At 42.7% G+C, this 18,471-nt stretch carries 20 protein-coding genes; 6 read left to right on the top strand and 14 right to left on the bottom strand.

Annotated elements, in window-relative coordinates:
- Window positions 1-8: 8 nt before the first annotated feature.
- From ctaG to cyoE, 6 genes are all read right to left on the bottom strand, one after another.
- On the bottom strand, window positions 9-932 hold the full coding sequence (gene ctaG, locus AC4EG4_RS02890) for a cytochrome c oxidase assembly factor CtaG (RefSeq protein ID WP_490986872.1): 924 nt from the start codon (window positions 930-932) through the stop codon (window positions 9-11).
- A gap of 261 nt (window positions 933-1,193) precedes the next feature.
- Window positions 1,194-1,526 (bottom strand): cytochrome c oxidase subunit IVB, encoded by a 333-nt coding sequence (gene ctaF, locus AC4EG4_RS02895; protein WP_490977811.1) that lies wholly within the window; start codon window positions 1,524-1,526, stop codon window positions 1,194-1,196.
- The gene (locus tag AC4EG4_RS02900; protein WP_308786113.1) at window positions 1,526-2,152 is read right to left on the bottom strand and encodes a cytochrome (ubi)quinol oxidase subunit III; all 627 of its coding nucleotides are present in this window, start codon (window positions 2,150-2,152) and stop codon (window positions 1,526-1,528) included. Before AC4EG4_RS02900 ends, ctaF begins: the two co-directional genes overlap by 1 nt.
- Window positions 2,142-4,025, bottom strand: coding sequence for a cytochrome c oxidase subunit I (locus tag AC4EG4_RS02905; protein ID WP_490977810.1), 1,884 nt, complete (start codon window positions 4,023-4,025; stop codon window positions 2,142-2,144). The genes AC4EG4_RS02900 and AC4EG4_RS02905 overlap by 11 nt, the downstream gene beginning before the upstream one ends.
- 30 nt (window positions 4,026-4,055) lie before the next feature.
- A complete protein-coding gene (gene coxB / locus AC4EG4_RS02910; RefSeq protein ID WP_490986873.1) occupies window positions 4,056-5,153 on the bottom strand; it encodes a cytochrome c oxidase subunit II in 1,098 nt (365 codons plus the stop codon).
- A 50-nt stretch (window positions 5,154-5,203) separates the two neighbouring features.
- The gene (gene cyoE, locus AC4EG4_RS02915; RefSeq protein ID WP_490977808.1) at window positions 5,204-6,121 is read right to left on the bottom strand and encodes a heme o synthase; all 918 of its coding nucleotides are present in this window, start codon (window positions 6,119-6,121) and stop codon (window positions 5,204-5,206) included.
- A gap of 304 nt (window positions 6,122-6,425) precedes the next feature.
- Between cyoE and AC4EG4_RS02920 the strand changes: the two genes are divergently transcribed.
- Window positions 6,426-7,385 (top strand): COX15/CtaA family protein, encoded by a 960-nt coding sequence (locus tag AC4EG4_RS02920; RefSeq protein ID WP_490977807.1) that lies wholly within the window; start codon window positions 6,426-6,428, stop codon window positions 7,383-7,385.
- Between the two features lie 33 nt (window positions 7,386-7,418).
- On the opposite strand, the gene pyc is transcribed toward AC4EG4_RS02920, so the two are convergent.
- The 3 genes from pyc to AC4EG4_RS02935 form a co-directional block, all read right to left on the bottom strand.
- A complete protein-coding gene (gene pyc, locus AC4EG4_RS02925) occupies window positions 7,419-10,859 on the bottom strand; it encodes a pyruvate carboxylase (protein ID WP_490986874.1) in 3,441 nt (1,146 codons plus the stop codon).
- A gap of 15 nt (window positions 10,860-10,874) precedes the next feature.
- Window positions 10,875-12,041, bottom strand: coding sequence for an FtsW/RodA/SpoVE family cell cycle protein (locus AC4EG4_RS02930; RefSeq protein ID WP_490977805.1), 1,167 nt, complete (start codon window positions 12,039-12,041; stop codon window positions 10,875-10,877).
- A gap of 73 nt (window positions 12,042-12,114) precedes the next feature.
- Window positions 12,115-12,396, bottom strand: coding sequence for an Fpa/YlaN family protein (locus AC4EG4_RS02935; protein WP_006828871.1), 282 nt, complete (start codon window positions 12,394-12,396; stop codon window positions 12,115-12,117).
- A gap of 169 nt (window positions 12,397-12,565) precedes the next feature.
- Here AC4EG4_RS02935 and AC4EG4_RS02940 point away from each other — a divergent pair, with 169 nt between their 5' ends.
- The 3 genes from AC4EG4_RS02940 to AC4EG4_RS02950 are packed head-to-tail and all read left to right on the top strand — an operon-like array spanning window position 12,566 to window position 13,737.
- The gene (locus AC4EG4_RS02940) at window positions 12,566-13,072 is read left to right on the top strand and encodes a peptidyl-prolyl cis-trans isomerase (RefSeq protein WP_490977804.1); all 507 of its coding nucleotides are present in this window, start codon (window positions 12,566-12,568) and stop codon (window positions 13,070-13,072) included.
- Between the two features lie 12 nt (window positions 13,073-13,084).
- The gene (locus tag AC4EG4_RS02945) at window positions 13,085-13,288 is read left to right on the top strand and encodes a YlaI family protein (protein ID WP_146556486.1); all 204 of its coding nucleotides are present in this window, start codon (window positions 13,085-13,087) and stop codon (window positions 13,286-13,288) included.
- Window positions 13,288-13,737 carry a hypothetical protein gene (locus tag AC4EG4_RS02950; RefSeq protein WP_490977803.1) on the top strand — a complete coding sequence of 150 codons (450 nt, stop codon included), beginning with the start codon at window positions 13,288-13,290 and terminating at the stop codon, window positions 13,735-13,737. The genes AC4EG4_RS02945 and AC4EG4_RS02950 overlap by 1 nt, the downstream gene beginning before the upstream one ends.
- Here the strand turns inward: AC4EG4_RS02950 and AC4EG4_RS02955 are convergent.
- A complete protein-coding gene (locus AC4EG4_RS02955) occupies window positions 13,731-14,060 on the bottom strand; it encodes a YlaH-like family protein (protein WP_490977802.1) in 330 nt (109 codons plus the stop codon). The two genes, AC4EG4_RS02950 and AC4EG4_RS02955, sit on opposite strands and share 7 nt — an antisense overlap.
- 24 nt (window positions 14,061-14,084) lie before the next feature.
- On the bottom strand, window positions 14,085-15,932 hold the full coding sequence (typA, locus tag AC4EG4_RS02960; RefSeq protein ID WP_490977801.1) for a translational GTPase TypA: 1,848 nt from the start codon (window positions 15,930-15,932) through the stop codon (window positions 14,085-14,087).
- A 111-nt stretch (window positions 15,933-16,043) separates the two neighbouring features.
- On the opposite strand from typA, the gene AC4EG4_RS02965 reads away from it, so the two are divergent.
- Entirely contained in the window at window positions 16,044-16,241 is a 198-nt protein-coding gene (locus tag AC4EG4_RS02965; protein WP_490977800.1) for a YlaF family protein, read from the top strand.
- A gap of 34 nt (window positions 16,242-16,275) precedes the next feature.
- On the opposite strand, the gene AC4EG4_RS02970 is transcribed toward AC4EG4_RS02965, so the two are convergent.
- Window positions 16,276-17,067, bottom strand: coding sequence for an inositol monophosphatase family protein (locus AC4EG4_RS02970; protein ID WP_490986875.1), 792 nt, complete (start codon window positions 17,065-17,067; stop codon window positions 16,276-16,278).
- Between the two features lie 86 nt (window positions 17,068-17,153).
- Window positions 17,154-17,348, bottom strand: coding sequence for a YkzI domain-containing protein (locus tag AC4EG4_RS02975; RefSeq protein WP_490977798.1), 195 nt, complete (start codon window positions 17,346-17,348; stop codon window positions 17,154-17,156).
- Window positions 17,349-17,519: 171 nt separating this feature from the next.
- On the opposite strand from AC4EG4_RS02975, the gene AC4EG4_RS02980 reads away from it, so the two are divergent.
- On the top strand, window positions 17,520-18,161 hold the full coding sequence (locus tag AC4EG4_RS02980; protein ID WP_490977797.1) for a YktB family protein: 642 nt from the start codon (window positions 17,520-17,522) through the stop codon (window positions 18,159-18,161).
- A gap of 17 nt (window positions 18,162-18,178) precedes the next feature.
- Here AC4EG4_RS02980 and AC4EG4_RS02985 read toward each other — a convergent pair whose 3' ends face one another.
- Window positions 18,179-18,457, bottom strand: a complete 279-nt coding sequence (locus AC4EG4_RS02985) for a UPF0223 family protein (protein WP_490977796.1) — start codon at window positions 18,455-18,457, stop codon at window positions 18,179-18,181.
- Window positions 18,458-18,471 lie beyond the last annotated feature (14 nt).

Consider the following 18,471-nt stretch of genomic DNA (forward strand, 5'->3'; position numbering starts at 1 on the left):
AGGTTTCATTAAGCGTTATGTCTGTGATAAGCCATGTCCTTGCGGTCTTGCAAAACTTTTGCAGTAATTTCATCCGCTTTGTCTGTTTCATTGCGAAGCCATTCATGGAATACAAGCCATAAGAATACGGTAAACACAAGTTCCTGTAGTACTTTCATCGTGATGCCACCGGTGCGCTGATCTTCGATCGCTGACATTGTAGAAAATAGCTCAGGACCCGAAAGATTTAATTGCGATAGGGTTCCAGCAGGGACACACAAGGCCATCGCCTGGAGCCACGCTTCCCCATCTGTATAGGTAGCATAGAAAGGAGTGCCGCTGAAGATGATCAATGCACATGCAGGAGTCATCAAAACGCTCAATCCGAACAAGTATGCCAATTTACTCAGGCCATGAAACTTATGCATGCCTTCGAGGTTATTAACAACCGGCCACCAGTAAAAAATAGCAGAGGTAAAGAGCACAATATTTACAGCACCGTGAATCCATGCATCCTGTTTAACAAAATCGAATACCATCGGAATATGGTAAAACGAAAAAATCATTCCAAACAAGATTAGCGCCAGCATGGGTCTCGTCAGAAAGTTAAACAAAGGTCTAATAACTGGAAGGGCAATAAATGCTCTCCAGATATAAGTAGGTATCCCCATGATCAATAACGGCGGAATTAGCAGCAGCAACAGCGCCATCTGAATCATATGCATTGTAAAGAGGATATGGCCGTATAGATCAACAGGTGAGCCTTTAATAATATAAAGTAGGACGATGCCTGATACAAAAAGCGCAGCTTCTCTTATGGTAAGCGGCTGATTTTCTTTAAACTTCCCGCGCCATTTGGTAGTCACTAAAAAATATAAAATCGTCACCAAAACGAGGACTGCTAAGTAAACGGGACTCCACAAAGCTTGAAACCCGAAGATACTGATTGGCATGTTATGGGACCTCCTTTTCCTCAAGTACCCTCATTATATAGCGGGTTGCAAACTATATCAATGAACGAACTATGAACAATGCGAAATCGCTCACTTAAGATAAAACTTATTTTAGCAAGGTTTTTTTAGCCCTACTCTAAGATTCTCCTGACTGACAAGTCATACAACACGACACTTTCTTTTCTACTAATACTAACCAGACAATCCTACATAAAAGCATAAAAACCCCTTACCTCGAAAAGGTAAGGGGTTTAAAAGAGCCTACCACCAAATAATTGTAACGAATGTAAGAACGGTGATAAAAGCAACAAACATGCCACTGAACATAAAGAACGCAATCATGCCGTGTCCTTTACCGCTCATATGCATGAAATAATACAGTTGAAGAATGACTTGAATACCCGCCAGCAAAAGAATGATTGGAACAATTAGATAAGTCGAAAATCCAGCTGCAACCATCGTAAAGGCAATCAATGTCAAAAAGATCATAATTGCGAAGGTTGCTAAATGTCCCCTCATTTCGTCTGCTCTCTTTTTCTTTACGTACTCAAATTCCGCCTGCGATCTAACATGAACATGTGTATCGTGTGCCATTATCCGATCACTCCCATCAAATAGACGACAGTAAAGATGAATACCCATACGACGTCAATAAAATGCCAGTATAGCGAAGCAAGGTAGAACTTCGGTGCGTTGTACATATTTAGTCCGCGTTTGGAGTTACGGATCATCAGTGCAATAAACCAGCTTAGACCAAATAATACGTGGGCCCCGTGCGTTCCAACTAAAACGTAAAATGCAGAACTAAAAGCACTATTTGTAAAACCAAATCCTAAGTGAACATAGTGGTTGAACTCATAAATTTCCAGTCCTAGGAATGTCGCCCCAAGAATGACAGTTATACCTAACCATGCCTGCATCGCTTTAAAGTTATGGTTTTTCATGTGATACATTGCATAAACGCTTGTCAGTGAAGATGTTAATAGAATCATTGTCATTGCAAAGACTAGTGGCAGTTCAAAAAGTCCAGCGGCAGAATACTCCATGCCGCTTGGTCCTTTGTCTTTTAATGCAAGATAAGTTGCGAAAAGCGAAGCAAACGTTACTGTCTCCGCAGCAAGAAGCAACCAGAAACCAATAAACTTATTTTTCCCTTCCAACGTAGCCGTTTCAGGATGATCCGGCCATGATTGAGGGGTATATTTTTGATTAATGTCCATCGGTTTTGCCTCCCTTCGCGTCTTCAAGCAATTCTGCTTTCGTAATATGGAATCCTAGATCGTCTTTCAATGAACGCAAGAGCATTGAGCCGAACAGGATCAACAGACCGATAACCAAGACTGCTAACGCCCATGGCTTATCGCCATCGAGGAAGTACAAAGCTCCGAATGAAGCAATGAACATCCCAAGCGACATCACGAAAGGAATGATCGAACCATTCGGCATGTGGATATCGCCCAGAGGTTCAGCGAAGATCATGCCTTTTTTGTTGCCTTCCATTTTTTCGATCCAGTACGTATCAAGACCGCGAACTAATGGAGTTTGTGCAAAATTATAGAATGGCGGTGGAGATGGAATCGCCCATTCCAACGTACGGCCATCGCCCCATGGATCGTTGCCGACACGCTCATTTTTAATCGTTGTCATTACTACGTTAACTAGCATAATGATGACTCCGATTGCCATAAACGCAGCACCTGCTGAACTGATGGCATTAAACAAATCCCAGCCCTGGTCTGCTCCGAACGTGTAAACACGGCGCGGCATACCCATCAAGCCTAAGAAATGCTGGATAAAGAATGTTAAATGGAATCCGATAAAGAAGAACCAGAACGTCCATTTCCCAAGTTTTTCACTAAGCATTGTTCCAAACATTTTTGGCCAGTATAAATGTGTACCTGCTAGAATCGCCAATACAACACCGCCGACAATAACATAGTGGAAGTGAGCTACGATAAAGTAAGAATCATGCAATTGATAATCCAATGGCGCGATTGCTTGCATAACTCCTGTAACTCCGCCTGCTACGAATGAAGGAATAAACGCTACAGCATAAATCATTGGGACTGTGAAGGAAATGTTTCCTCCCCAAATGGTTAACAACCAGTTAAAGATTTTAATACCGGTTGGGACAGCGATGATCATAGTTGCTAAGGCAAACACAGCGTTAGCCGTTGGCCCTAAGCCGACTGTAAACATATGGTGAGCCCAAACCATGAACCCGTAAAAACCGATTAGGATGGTGGCAAAAACAAGTGCCGTGTATCCAAACAAGCGTTTACGTGAAAAGATTGCAAAGATTTCAGAGAAAATACCGAAAGCCGGCAAAATAAGAATGTAAACTTCAGGGTGACCAAAAATCCAGAATAAATGCTCCCAAATAATTGTGTTACCACCCATATCAACTGCGAAAAAGTTAGCACCGAACAAACGGTCAAAAATCATGAAGAAAAGTCCGACTGTAAGTGGTGGAAATGCCAACAATATTAAAGCAGAAGCAACAAAAGTTGTCCACGTGAACAATGGCATTCTCATATACGTCATACCAGGAGCACGCATGTTGATAATGGTTACCAGGAAGTTAATTCCTGCAATCAATGTACCAAAACCAGATATCGTCAATCCCAGTGTATAAAAATCAATTCCGTGCCCTTCTGATGCCAGCGCCAACGAAGCATAGTTCGTCCAACCTGCATCCGGTGCGCCTCCCATGAACCAAGAAAGGTTCAAGAAAATTCCACCAAAGAAAAACAACCAGAAACCAAGTGAGTTTAAGAATGGGAAAGCTACGTCACGCGCACCGATTTGCAAAGGCATAATCGCGTTCATGAAAGCCAGCAATATTGGCATCGACGCCAAGAAAATCATGGTAGTACCGTGCATTGTTATAATTTCGTTATATAGTCCGGCACTCAGGAAATCATTTCCAGCTTTCGCCAACTGAATACGGATCAACATCGCTTCTACGCCACCAACCAGGAAGAAGAAACCACCTGAGATGAGATAAAGGATCGCGATTTTTTTATGGTCGACCGTTGTCATGAAGTCCCAAATAGTAGCGCCGAAGCCCTTTTTTTGAGCGATAGAACTCACACTGTATACCTCCCTTTTTATGCTTTTTTTCTACTCTTCAACTGATAAGCCCATTAAATAGGCTGCAAGAGCATCGAGTTCTTGATCTGACAGGTCTTCACCATTATTCAATGATGCTGCATCTGGCATTAAGTTGCCAGGTTTGTATTCTTGTGGATTTTGAATCCAGTTTTTAAGGTTTTCTTCATTGTGTTCTAAGTACCCTGCAACGCGGTTGCGGTCACCGAATGTCGCTACATTTGGTCCTTGCATAATATTGCCTTCACCAACGCCAGAAGTAGCGTGGCAAGCGATACAGCCTAAACCATCGGCTCCAAACAGTTCTTCACCTTGCAATGCAAGGTCGCCTTCAGCTGCTGCTGGCTGCTCTTCTTGCATAGCAGCTACCCATTGGTCAAACTCTTCGCGATCCACAGATTTCACTTTAAAATCCATTAATGCGTGAGATGGTCCGCAAAGCTCCGCACATTTGCCATAGAATACACCATCTTCAAGTTCTGATGATTCTTGGTCGAAGGTTAAGTAGAAAGTGTTTACGTTTTCAGGATTGACGTCCAATTTACCGCCAACTGATGGAATCCAAAACGAGTGCTTGATGTCCGCTGAAATCAAGTTAAAGTAAACACGCTCGTCGGTTGGTACAACCAATTCTTGTGCAGTTACAATCCCTTGTTCAGGATACTCAAACTCCCACCAATATAACTTTCCGGTAACATTGACTGTTAGATGAGTTGAAGTGCCATCTTCTGCCTGAACGTCCATTGTAGAGACGTCAGCCAAATCGAATGTTGAATAAACTGTTGGAACAGCAAGAATCAGTAGGAGAACAATCGGAACTGCTGTCCACAAAAACTCTAATCTTGCACTTCCTTCAACTTGTTCAGGAATCATGTCTTCCCCCATTTTAGAACGGCGGAACTTAACGATTGCTAAAACGAAAATGATCGATACAACAATAATTACGAATAGCATAACAACAGACGATAAAATCAATAAGTTAAACTGATCTTGCGCAACTTCGCCCGCAGGTATCAAGGTCGAAATTTCTTCGCGCCCACATCCCGCAAGAACAACTAGCAATGTAGTCATCAATGCGAAAAGCCGCCATTTTTTTATTCCCTTCATCATAGCTTTTCATACCCCTCTCATTTAAATAATTACGTTGTCGAAATGGCCGTTTAGATGAAGACAGCAAAAATAATCATTGAAACAAATAAGATGGTCATATAGTTCAATGAATAAATAAACATTGTCTTCGCCCATTTCAAGTCATCAGCAACTTTAAATCCACGAATGGCCAATACCAGCCAACCGATATTCAAAAGTGTCGCCAAGATGATGAAGCCCGTCCCAAGTTCCATTAATAGGAATGGCAGAGGGAAAAGCATTACAACCCATGCAAGCATCGATTTTTTTGTTCGATGGAATCCTTTAACTACCGGTAGCATGGGAATATTCGCTGCCCGATATTCTTCTGTTCTTTTCATAGCCAACGCATAAAAATGTGGTGGCTGCCATATGAACATAATTAGAAATAGCGCCCAAGCGCCCATGCCGAGAGTCGGTTCCACTGCAGCCCACCCGATAAGCGGTGGAATGGCACCAGAAATGCTCCCTACAATTGTATTGCTGACATGACGTCTTTTTGACCACATGGAATATAAGACTACATAAGCTAAAACTCCGGCTATTCCCAGTACACCAGCTGATACAGAAGCGGAAAACAAAAACAATTCGCCTATAACGATGAAAGAAATAGCTAGGGCCAATACAGCAGACGGCTTGAATCTTCCAGTCACTGTCGGACGTGCTTTCTTACTTTCCATCAAAGGGTCTATATCTGTATCGATGTAGTTATTCATGGCTGCAGAACCTGCGATGATCAGTGCTGAACCGACGATAGTATAGACAAGAATATCCAGTTCGTTCAGAAAATGTCTGTCGGAAAACTGAAATGCCAACCACAAACCTGTAAAGACAGTAATCAAATTAGAATTTACAATTCCAATTTTTATAAGTGCCAAAAAGTCTTTCAGGAATGTTGTCGCTTCCGGCGCTTCATGAGTATCTGCAGACATTGCCCGGCCGTTTGACATGTAAGTCCCTCCTTTCAAAGATGTAAGCATATTCCGCTAACCATAACTATATCTAAATTCCAGTTGTTTTTCTACATATAACTGAAATTTCCTGATAAAAGAGATGATATACACGTAATTGGTCTCACTAATATCCATCTCTAATCATACATCAACAATCACGTTATTTTAAGATAGAAAAATAATAGTTTTTGAACAGTTTGTGAAGCTCCATTTATTATGTCCAAATCTTGAAAGTTTACACTATTGCTGATTTCTCGTTGTATTTTAAAGAAACATTCGCTATTATCGAGTATGCAGGCAGATGAACGTTGAAAAGTTTTCTATAAAAAAAGTAGGTGGAGTTTTGAAGCAAAATAGATATATTAAATGGTTCGCTGTGGCAGCTACGGTAGGTATGTTATTTATTCTACTTGGCGGTGCTCTCGTTACAAAAACTGACAGTGGATTGGGTTGTGGCCGAAATTGGCCAGACTGCAATGGCAAACTGATTCCGGATAATATTACGCCTGAAGTATTAATTGAGTTTTCTCATCGCCTCGTTACTGGAGTAGTTGGCATTTTGATTGTCATCTTGGCAGTCTGGGCATGGAGAAAATTTGGACATGTTCGGGAAACGAAATTTTTGGCTGTTATGGCTGTTTTTTTCTTGGTATTGCAAGCATTGATTGGAGCAGCACAAGTACTTTGGGGACAAGGTGATTTTATCCTGGCGCTGCATTTCGGGATTTCCCTGTTATCGTTCGCTTCCATCTTGCTGCTGACGCTGCTCGTTTTTGAAGTAGATCGGAAGTTTGATGCCGATCGCTTACAGATTGGAAAAAAACTGCGTTTCCATACGCTTGGTGTTACCCTCTACTCCTATATTGTGGTTTATTCTGGTGCGTTGGTTCGCCACACAGAATCCAGCCTGATTTGCTCAGATTGGCCGCTGTGTCGGAATGATGATTTTGCGTTGCCAGGCAATATGTACGAATGGGTTCAAATGGGCCACCGCGCTGCTGCCGGCTTGATTGTCATTTGGCTTGGCTACATTGCGTGGCACGCATTCAAAGAGTACAAGAATCAGCGTGTGATTTACTGGGGTTGGATTATTGCCTTTGGCATCGTGCTGTTGCAGGCAACAACGGGAATGCTCGTCGTTCTGACAAAATTAAATTTGTTTGTCGCACTTCTTCATTCGCTGTTGATTTCTATGCTTTTTGGCTTACTGTGTTATATGGTGCTGCTCGTTTCGCGCAGCCGAATTAAAAAATCTTCATAAAAAAATGGCTGGCGCAAATGCGCCAGCCATTTTTTATTTTTTCTCCATTTCAATCAAAAGATCTCCTGTAGAAATGCCATCTGCGGCAACTACGTGGATGTCTTGAATCGTTCCGTCAAACGGAGCCTGAACCGTAGTTTCCATCTTCATGGCTTCGGTCACCAGCAAGTGGTCTCCACGTCTCACTTTAGCCCCTTTTTCCGTTAGCACTTTTAACACAGTGCCCGGCATGGTCGCTGCAATATGGCTTTCATTTGTCGGATTTGCTTTTGGCTTGGCAGAACTATCTGCTTCTACCATCATATCCTGAATGCTGACCTCGCGAGGCTGGCCATTCAATTCAAAATAAATAATCCGCGTTCCATCTTTTTGCGGTTCGCCAATCGACACCAACTTAATCATCAATGTCTTGCCTTTTTCAATTTCCACTTCGATTTCTTCACCTAATCTCATCCCGTATAAGAACGTCAAGGTGTCGAGAACCGATACTTTGCCAAATTGGACATTGGTTGCTGTATATTCTTCAAATACTTTTGGATAAAGCGCATATGCCAATATCTCATGGCTTGTTACAGGGCGCTCCAACTTATCATACAAAGTTCGCTGGATGTCATCGAAATCTGCAGGTTCCAAAAGTTCACCTGGCCGCACTGTGATCGGCTCGCGTTCTTTTAGAACAACTTTTTGCAGTTCTTTCGGGAATCCGCCATGCGGCTGACCGATGTAGCCTTCAAAAAACTCAATGACTGATTCCGGGAAGTCGATTGATTTTCCACGGGAAATCACGGTTTCTTCATCCAATTCGTTTTGCACCATGAACAAAGCCATGTCCCCTACAATTTTCGAGGAAGGCGTCACTTTGACAACGTCTCCAAACAGCATGTTGACACGTGAATACATTGCTTTGACTTCTTCCCAGCGCATGCCCAACCCTACTGCTTTTGCCTGCTGCTGAAGATTGCTGTATTGGCCGCCCGGCATTTCATGTACGTAAACTTCTGAATGCGGACTGTTCATGCCGCTTTCAAAATCCACATAGTGTTTGCGGACATCTTCCCAGTAATGAGACAGTTTTTCGAGCCCCTCAATGTTTGCTCGTACTTCACGCCCACTGCCGCTCGCTGCGTAATAAAGCGAATTCGCGCTTGGTTGCGATGTCAGACCTGCCATCGATCCAAGTGCCGTATCCACAATGTCCACTCCAGCTTCGATTGCTTTTGAATAAAGATAGATGCCATTGCCGCTCGTGTCGTGAGTGTGCAAGTGGATTGGCAGCGAAACCGTATCCTTTAACTCGGATACTAAGCGATATGCCGCTTCTGGTTTCAACAAGCCGGCCATATCTTTGATTGCCAGAATATGTGCACCCGCTGCTTCCAATTCTTTCGCCATTTCTTTGTAATACTGAACTGTATATTTGTCCCGGCTTGGGTCTAAAATATCCCCTGTGTAACAAATCGCTGCTTCTGCAATTTTGCCGGATTGGCGGACTTCATCAATTGCCACTTCCATTCCTTTGATCCAGTTTAAGCTGTCAAAGATACGGAACACGTCAATTCCTGCATCTCCAGATTTCCGCACAAATTCACGAATAACATTATCCGGATAATTTTTATACCCGACAGCATTCGCACCGCGGAACAGCATTTGGAACAAGACATTTGGAATTTCCTGGCGAAGCTTGATCAAGCGTTCCCAAGGATCTTCTTTCAGGAACCTGTAGGATACGTCAAAAGTGGCGCCTCCCCACATTTCCAATGAAAACAAATCGCTTTGCAGATGTGCCGTTTCTTTAGCAATTTCATACAAATCATGCGAACGCACGCGTGTAGCCAGAAGCGATTGGTGGGCATCACGGAAAGTTGTGTCCGTCAAAAGGACGTCTTTTTGCTCATGGATCCATTTCGTTAAACCTTCAGCACCTTGCTGATCAAATATTTGCTTTGTGCCGTTTTGTATCGGCGCCAGTAAATCTATCTCCGGTTTGCGTGGAGCTCCGAAAATTGGTTTCTTTTTCTTTTCGATACCTGGAAAGCCATTGACCGTCACATTGCCGATATAACTCAGCAATTTAGTTCCGCGGTCTTGGCGTACTGGGAAAATGAACAGCTCCGGAGTCGTATCAATAAAGCTGGTATCAAAATCACCTTTAATGAATTTTTTGTGTTTTACTACATTTTCCAGGAAAGGGATATTCGTTTTGATTCCACGAATCCTGAATTCCTGCAAATTGCGGTCCATTTTGGCAGCTGCTTCTTTGAATGTCACTGCCCAGGTCGACACTTTCACCAATAGGGAATCGTAATACGGTGAAATGACCGCGCCTTGGAATCCGTTTCCGGCATCGAGGCGCACTCCAAATCCACCGCCTGAACGGTAAACCATTAGTTTGCCAGCATCCGGCATAAAATCATTCAACGGATCTTCTGTTGTTACACGTGATTGAATGGCATATCCGAACAATGGAATTTTATCCTGCTGTGGGATGCCTATTTCTTCACTGTGAATCATATGCCCTCTGGCAATGTGGATTTGTGCGTGAACAATATCGATCCCGGTAATCATTTCCGTTATCGTATGTTCCACTTGAATGCGCGGATTTACTTCAATAAAATAAAACTCGTCATTGGCAACAAGAAATTCTACTGTGCCCGCATTTATGTAGTTAATGTTTTTCATCAGCTTGACTGCAGCATCACAAATTTCGTTGCGCAGTTCGTTGCTGATTGAATTGGAAGGTGCAATTTCCACAACTTTTTGATGACGGCGTTGTATGGAACAATCTCTTTCATACAAATGAATGACATTACCTTCTGAATCGCCAAGAATTTGAACTTCGATATGCTTAGGTTTTTCGACAAATTTCTCAACGTACATTTCGTCAGAACCAAAAGCGGCTTTTGCCTCGGACTTTGCACGTTCATATGACGATGCTAATTCTTCCTGTGTTCTGACGATCCGCATTCCGCGGCCGCCGCCTCCAAGAGACGCTTTAACCATTAAGGGGAATCCAGCTTTTTCACTGAAAGCTTGGACTTCTTCCAAGGACTCAACAGGTCCATCTGTACCCGGAATAACTGGAATGCCCGCAGCAATTGCTTGTGAACGTGCTTTTACTTTGTCACCAAACATGTCCAAGTGCTTCGAAGTTGGGCCGATAAAGACAATGCCTTCTTCTTCGCAGCGTCTTGCAAAATGAACATTTTCGGATAAAAATCCGTAACCTGGATGAATAGCATCCACATTGGAGTCTTTCGCGATGCGTATGATATCCTCAATATCCAGATAAGCATCAATTGGTTTTTTTCCTTTGCCTACTAAATAGGATTCGTCCGCTTTATAGCGGTGGTATGAACCACTGTCTTCCTGTGAGTAAATCGCAACTGTTTGAATTTTCAGTTCTGTGCAAGCGCGGAAAACCCGAATAGCGATTTCCCCGCGGTTTGCCACCAATATTTTGTTGATCTCCTTCACACCGCAGCACACCCTTTACTTTTTCGTTTTTTCGTATTTATTGAACATGGAAACATTCATCAATACTCCCATAGCTAAAGATAACAAAATTACAGACGTTCCGCCATAGCTGATAAACGGAAGTGTTACACCCGTCAATGGAATAATGCCGGTCAAACCACCTAAATTCACAAAAGACTGGATACCAATCATGCTGGCAACTCCGGCTGCGAGCATTCTAGCTAATGGATCGTGAGTGGTCATCGCAATCCAAAGACCCCGCAGCACGACAAACCCTAAACCGCCCAGTACAAATACGACTCCCAACACACCAAGCTCTTCCGCAATGACCGACATGATGAAATCGGTATGAGGTTCGGGCAAATAACCTAATTTTTGAATTGATTGTCCCAGACCAAGTCCACCTAATCCGCCGGATCCAATAGCTAGGTACCCATTGACAATTTGGAAGCCGAAACCGAGCTCATCTGAAAACGGATTGAAAAAGGCATCCAGGCGCCCTAAACGTTTTTCAGTAAAAATCATATCTCCTGCAAAAATAACAAAAGGTACAATGATGATGGATGCTGCTGCGATAAAGACGCCGGCAAGCCGCAGAAAAGGTTTGAGGCGGACGCCGCTTGCAGACATGACGGACAGGCCAACAGCTCCGATAATCAGCATCGAGCCCAAATCCGGCTCCAAGAATACGGAAAACAGCACAAGAGTCAAAATAATGACCGGGGGAATAATGGATTCGTTTAATTTGTTAATGGTGCCGTTATTGTATTTGTTTGAAAATACACCTGCTAAATAGAGGATAATGCCTACTTTCGCTACTTCAGAAGGCTGGATGTTGGCAAAACCGAGACTAATCCAGCTTCTTGCGCCCCCAGCTGCGAACCCAACAAAGTGGACAGCAATCAAGCCGGCAAAAACGACGGTTAAAATCGTCATCATCATCCACCGTTTTTTAAAATGCTTGTATGGGAAAACGGCTGCAATTGCGAAGACCGGAAACGCGATCGCCAAGTTTATCAATTGCTGTATGTAAAAACGGTCGGGCTCTGAGCCATAATAATTGACCGACCACGCCATGCTTGAACTGTAAATCATGATTAAGCCGAATATTGTTAAAGCCAAATAAGTAAATAATAATGGATAGTCAAAGAATTTTGCGTATTTCTTGATGTAGGATTTCATTTTTATACCTCTTTTAATTTTATAGGTGATAGATTAGTAAAAAAACCCAAACAAAATTCGTTTGAGTTTTAGATCATTTATTTGTATACGCTTCGTGAAGAATGGAAAGTTTCTTCTCTAAGGTATCCATTAAATTTTTTCCAGCCTCGCGTTCGATCAGACCCAGCTTAACCGCAAAATCAATTTCACGAGATAGGCCGAACATTTGGGTGTCAAGCACCTCTTCATATAAAGGACAAGATGGCAAAGTTAAATGATCCATTTGCACCTTGATCAATTGCTCGATTTTTTCTGCGTCGGCTCTAAGGAGCTCTAAAGCCTTTAGGTGGTAAGTTTGTTCTTCTGTATGTTCCATGAGGACGCCCCCATTTTATGAGTTTTCTTCTCTATTTTCCTGTTTAAAGTGTATCTTTTAAGCACGGAAAATGCAAGCCTCTATAATGAATAGAGCTCAATCCCTTTAGGAACTTGACACAAGAAGGTATACTATTAAAAGAATGATTATGTAAATGGAGGGTTTACCCATGGAATTTATTATACCTTTTAAAGGTGAAGTGAAATTTAAGCTCACATTGGATCCGACTGTTTGGATTTTTGACGATCGAAAACTGAATTTGGAGACCTATTTCCAAGAAGAGCGGATCGAGAAAGATGAGCTCGAAGACTACAAACGCGGAATGGGCGAACACTGGTCTCGGGAAATCATGGAAGGCAGCACAGTGCCGCCGACCTTGAATTCAGAAAAAACGTACAAGAACAAAGAAAAAAAAGAAATGCTGACAGGCACGTTCGGCATTTTGTTTAAGCCTTTTCTTTTAAATGCAGAACCACATGATCACGCGAAACGTGTTGTTTTCGAAACATTGCATGGAGATTTTGATTTTCCAATTGAACATGCCGAACAATTGGTATTCAAGTTCAGCGACCATGGCAAGCCACTAAAGGAAGATGGCCCTGTCCATGTGCTTCTTCCCGATGGTTCCAACCAGGAAGATCCAATTACCGATATCCAAGCCATCCGAGTCGAATAGGAGTGATTCAGCATGCGCGTACAATGCGTAATCTGCGACAAAATTGAAGAATTAGTAGATGATACACTCCAGGCAAAGCGCCTGCGCAACAGACCGATCCACACTCACATGTGCAATGAATGCCATGACCGGATCACCGAAAGGACGAAGGAACGCCTAGCGACCGGTTCTTTCCGTTTTTACCGAAGCTCTCGCAGCATTGAGGATGATTTCTGATGAAGCTCTTAAAAGGCCTCTGGATTGGACTATGGAGCGGGTTGATTTTGGGATTATTGCTCAAATGGATTCAATCCGTCACTGGCGAACAAGTATATACGCTCCTATTGAATGTTGACTTTATCCCGATAATTGGCGATGTGGAATGGTCGGAGATTACAGAATTTATTTTCCATATGATTATTGCGTTGATCATCGGTGTAGTATTTGTCTATATTGCCAAACGCCGCAACTACTCGTTTGGCCAATTGGTGATCATTTCCTTACTAATGTCTGCACCTTTTCCATTTCTCTATTTTATATTGTCCTGGCTTGCTGTAGAAGCTGATGTTCCAGCCGCCACGGATTGGGGAGCTTTTCTGTATTGGATTTTTGCCCATCTCACATATGCTTTGCTATTGCCGATCCTCTACAAAACGTTTGAACGCAAAAACGCTGTATCTCAATGAGATACAGCGTTTTCGCGTTTTTCGCGCCATAAGCGGATTTTGTAAAGAATCAGTATGAGCGCCGCAATAATGAGCCCTTCTACAATTGGCAGGAAAAAGGCAAGAAACGTGAGCCCTAAACCGCCGACTGCCAGAAACAGGCCAATCAATGCATTTTTTCCAATAGATAACTTTTTAGCAAACCCTAATTTATAAACGAATGCCGAAAGCAGGAAAATTACCGCAAACAATGCGTATCCTGCCATGTCATAACTCGGCATATTCTGATATAGAATTCGGGCTACCGGATACATATTGTCATAGACAAAAGCTTGATCGTCCACGGGCTATACATCCTTCCCATTCGCTTATTCTTCGATGGCAACTTTCTTTTTCTTAGCCATACGTTCACGTTCGTTTTTATCAAGAATTTTTTTGCGCAGACGAATTGTTTGCGGTGTGATTTCGCAATACTCATCATCATTCAAGTACTCAAGCGCTTCTTCAAGGCTCATCAAACGTGCTTTTTTCATTGTCGTCGTTTGGTCTTTGTTAGCTGAACGAATGTTTGTTGCAGCTTTGATTTTTACGATGTTTACTGTCAAGTCGCTGTCGCGGTTATGTTCTCCGACGATCATGCCTTCGTAGATTTCAGCGCCAACTTCAACAAATGCAGTACCGCGGTCTTCAATGCCCATCAAGCCGTAAGTCGAAACTTTACCGCGCTCCATAGATACCAATACGCCTTGGCGACGTCCGCCAACACGGCCAGAAGCAACTGGCTGGTAGCTGTCAAATGTGTGGTTGATGATTCCGTATCCGCGAGTCTGTGTCAAGAATTCAGTTGTGTAACCGATCAATCCACGTGCTGGTACGTTAAACACTAAACGAACTTGTCCGCTGCCGTTGTTTACCATATCCAGCATCTCGCCTTTACGTTCACCTAACGATTCGATGATTGAACCTGTGTATTCTTCTGGTACGTCTACTTGAACACGTTCTACTGGTTCGCAGCGAACTCCGTCAACCATACGTACGATAACTTCAGGTTTTGAAACTTGAATTTCAAATCCTTCACGGCGCATATTTTCGATCAAGATCGACAAATGCAACTCTCCGCGTCCAGATACAACCCATGCATCCGGTGAATCTGTTTGGTCTACACGTAAGGATACATCTGTCTGCAATTGCGCATCCAAACGCTCCTGAATTTTTCTAGAAGTAATCCATTTTCCTTCTTTACCTGCAAATGGGCTATTGTTTACTAGGAAAGTCATTTGTAGAGTAGGTTCATCGATGCGCAGGATCGGCAATGCTTCCTGATGATCCTGTGGACAAACCGTTTCCCCTACGTTGATGTCTTCCATACCAGAAATGGCAATCAAGTCGCCAGCTTCGGCTTTTTCGATTTCCACCCGCTTAAGGCCCATGAAACCATGCATTTTCGTAACACGGAAGTTTTTAAACGAACCGTCAAGTTTCATCAATGAAACCGATTGTCCAACTTCAATCGTCCCGCGGAATACGCGGCCGATTCCGATACGTCCAACATAATCACTGTAATCAAGAAGAGCAACTTGGAACTGAAGTGGCTCATCTCTGTTATCGATTGGCGCTGGGACGTGTTCCAGGATCGCATCATAAATGACCTGCATGTTTTCTTCTTGGTCAGCAGGATCAGCTGAAAGGCTTGCTGTTCCATTCATACCTGATGCAAAAATAACCGGGAATTCCAATTGATCGTCATTGGCTTCAAGTTCAATGAACAATTCGATGACTTCGTCAACCACTTCTTCAGGACGTGCAAAGTCACGGTCAATTTTGTTTACAACAACGATTGGCTTCAGGTTTTGTTCCAATGCTTTTTTCAGTACGAAGCGCGTTTGTGGCATACAGCCTTCATAAGCGTCTACTACTAATAGAACACCATCAACCATTTTCATGATACGTTCAACTTCTCCGCCGAAATCTGCGTGTCCAGGAGTATCCAAGATGTTGATTTTAGCGTCTTTGTATTGGATTGCAGTATTTTTCGCAAGAATAGTAATTCCGCGTTCTCTTTCAATATCGCCAGAATCCATCGCGCGTTCATCAACATGTTCGTTGGATCGGAAAGTTCCGGATTGTTGTAGTAGCTGATCCACTAGAGTTGTTTTACCATGGTCAACGTGGGCAATAATTGCAATGTTTCTTAGGTCGTTACGTAAGTTAGTCATAATTTCACTCCAATATTCTTTTTTCATGTCTATAACTGTGCTAGTATAGCACATATAGGTGTAAAACCCTAAGATTTTATTTTAGGCAGTAAGCTACGGGAGGAAATTTACGTGAAAAGCTTGATCAATAACACAAAATGGATCTTTGTATTGTATTCCCTGGCAGCAATCTTGGCAATGGTCGGAATCGGCTTGGCTATTGGCCTGCGCAGTGTACTTGGCATATTTGCGGCAATCTTATTGCTTTGCCTTGTCATGGGCATGGGCTTCAAAAAGAAAAAAGAAATGCGGGAAGCCGGATTACTATAATTATAAAAAAAGATGCGGAATTCCGCATCTTTTTTTACTTGAATCGAATATATTTTTCTATTAGCTCTTGATGTATAGCTGGGTTGGCTGCGATGAATGTATCTTGTTTCAACAAGTTTGCAGGGTTGCCTTTGAAGTTTGTCGTTACTGCCCCTACTTCCTGCGCAATAACCATACCTCCTGCAATATCCCATGGAGACAATCTCATGGAAATGTAAGCGTCAACGCGTCCACTCGCGAGGTAAGCAAGTTCGAGCGCAGCCGACCCATAAGAACGCATCCCACGGACGTCGCGAATTAGTTGTATGGCAGCTTCGTGGTCCAAGTAACGATTGGGCACTGCCCAAGTAGCATTCATTGCAACGATCGATTCAGCAATCGCCGTTTCCATTAAAGGCTTTAGCTGTTCATCGTTGTAATAGGCGCCACCATCTTTCATTCCACGGTATAAATCATCATTGACAACATCGTAAATATAGCCAAGTTTGCCAATGCCTTCTTCGTAAATGCCCAATGAAATGGCAAAATTCCGCTTTTGATGGACAAAGTTCATGGTGCCGTCAATTGGATCCAACAGCCAAATGACTCCTTTTGAATCTTGGATGTCGTCTCCAAACCCTTCTTCGCCAAAGATTCGGTGCCCCGGAAAATCTTTGCGGATCCGTTCAATAAAAAATTGTTCGATTTCCTTGTCGATATTCGTCACCAGGTCATTGGCATTCGATTTTGATTCGATGGTAATATCGGTCAAAAATGAATTGCGGATCCGATGTCCCGCTTCTTTGATCAGTGACTTTATGTAATTGTCCATAGCATGCAAGTCCATGTATGTATCCCTCCTCATTTGTTTCAGTATAACGAAAAAGGCATCCGCTGTCTTACTTCAGCAGATGCCTTTAATGTATAGATAGATTAGAGCGCATGAAGGGCCTCCAGTTCTAAGTGAATCTCTTGAAGCCGCTGCTTGCTTTTAGACATTTGACGATCGTCTTTCTGCTGCATTGCATCAAATAGTGATGCAAGCTCATAGTCCAGTTCCAGTTTCAGCACGTGCACATATTCCTTTTCTACATCCGCTTTACGGATTATCTGAATCATCTGTTTCATAATGAGCACCCCTTTCTCACCATACTCCGAAAATTCTGACTAATGTTGTTACAATTATTATAATACCACTTTATTCAAATGAAAGCCATTAGCAAAATCGTATTTATATTCTTTTTTCCCAAACTTCGTTAAAATGAAACCTGATTACCTAATTATAAGGAGGATATTTACTTGACGTCTTATTGGAATGAACAAGATTTCGAAGTTTTTAATACACCCGGACTGGATGCCAGAATGAAGGCATTGAAAGAATATGTCCGTCCGAAGTTCGAAGAGCTCGGCACTGAGTTCTCCTCATATTTTTCAGGTAAAACTGGAGATGAGTATTTCCCCCATGTCGCCAAGCATATGCGGAGAACGGTCAATCCGCCAAACGACAGCTGGGTTGCTTTTGCCCCATATAAAAGAGGATACAAAGCCGTTCCCCATTTTCAGATTGGCATGTGGGAAAGCCATGTGTTTATCATCCTTGCAGTAATTTACGAAGCGCCCAACAAAACAGGGATGGCTGAGAACCTGCTTCGTTCCGAAGTATTGGATCAGTTATCAGATGACTTTGTCGCTTCTGGTGACCATATGAAGCCACAAGCCGATTCGTTAATTCAGTTAGGGGATGAAGGCATTGAAAAGTTACTGACTCGCCTGCGCGACGTAAAAAAAGGCGAATTTGTGATTGGCCGTCATTTGACAAGAGAACAAGCTGCTTCTTTAACTAAAGAACAGTTTTTCCAATTCGCTGAAGATACGTTCGAAGCTCTGCTTCCTGTCTACAATGCTTTGCTCCAACCAGTAAAAGAACCTGTCAGCCGTTAAGGCTGCAGGTTTTTTTGTTACTTCTTTTTTATTTTGATCACGTCGCTGCCGCTTCCTGATTTCATTTCTTTGATAACGGGAAAGCTGGCATAGCCGCTTTCTTCTTCAAATTCACGAAAATAAGTTTTTTCTTCTGATATCGCAGGAACCACCTGTTTGAATTTCCGGTAGCGCGTTAATAAATCCTGCCTGTTTATGCCCTTTTCGTAAGCCAGTTCAATGCCTTCAAAAAAACTGACAACATCAATGATTTCTTCAGTTGACCATTCAATCGAAAATGGATAGGAATAATCCATTTCTCATCCCTCAT

The organism is Planococcus sp. TJ-201 (assembly GCF_058268495.1).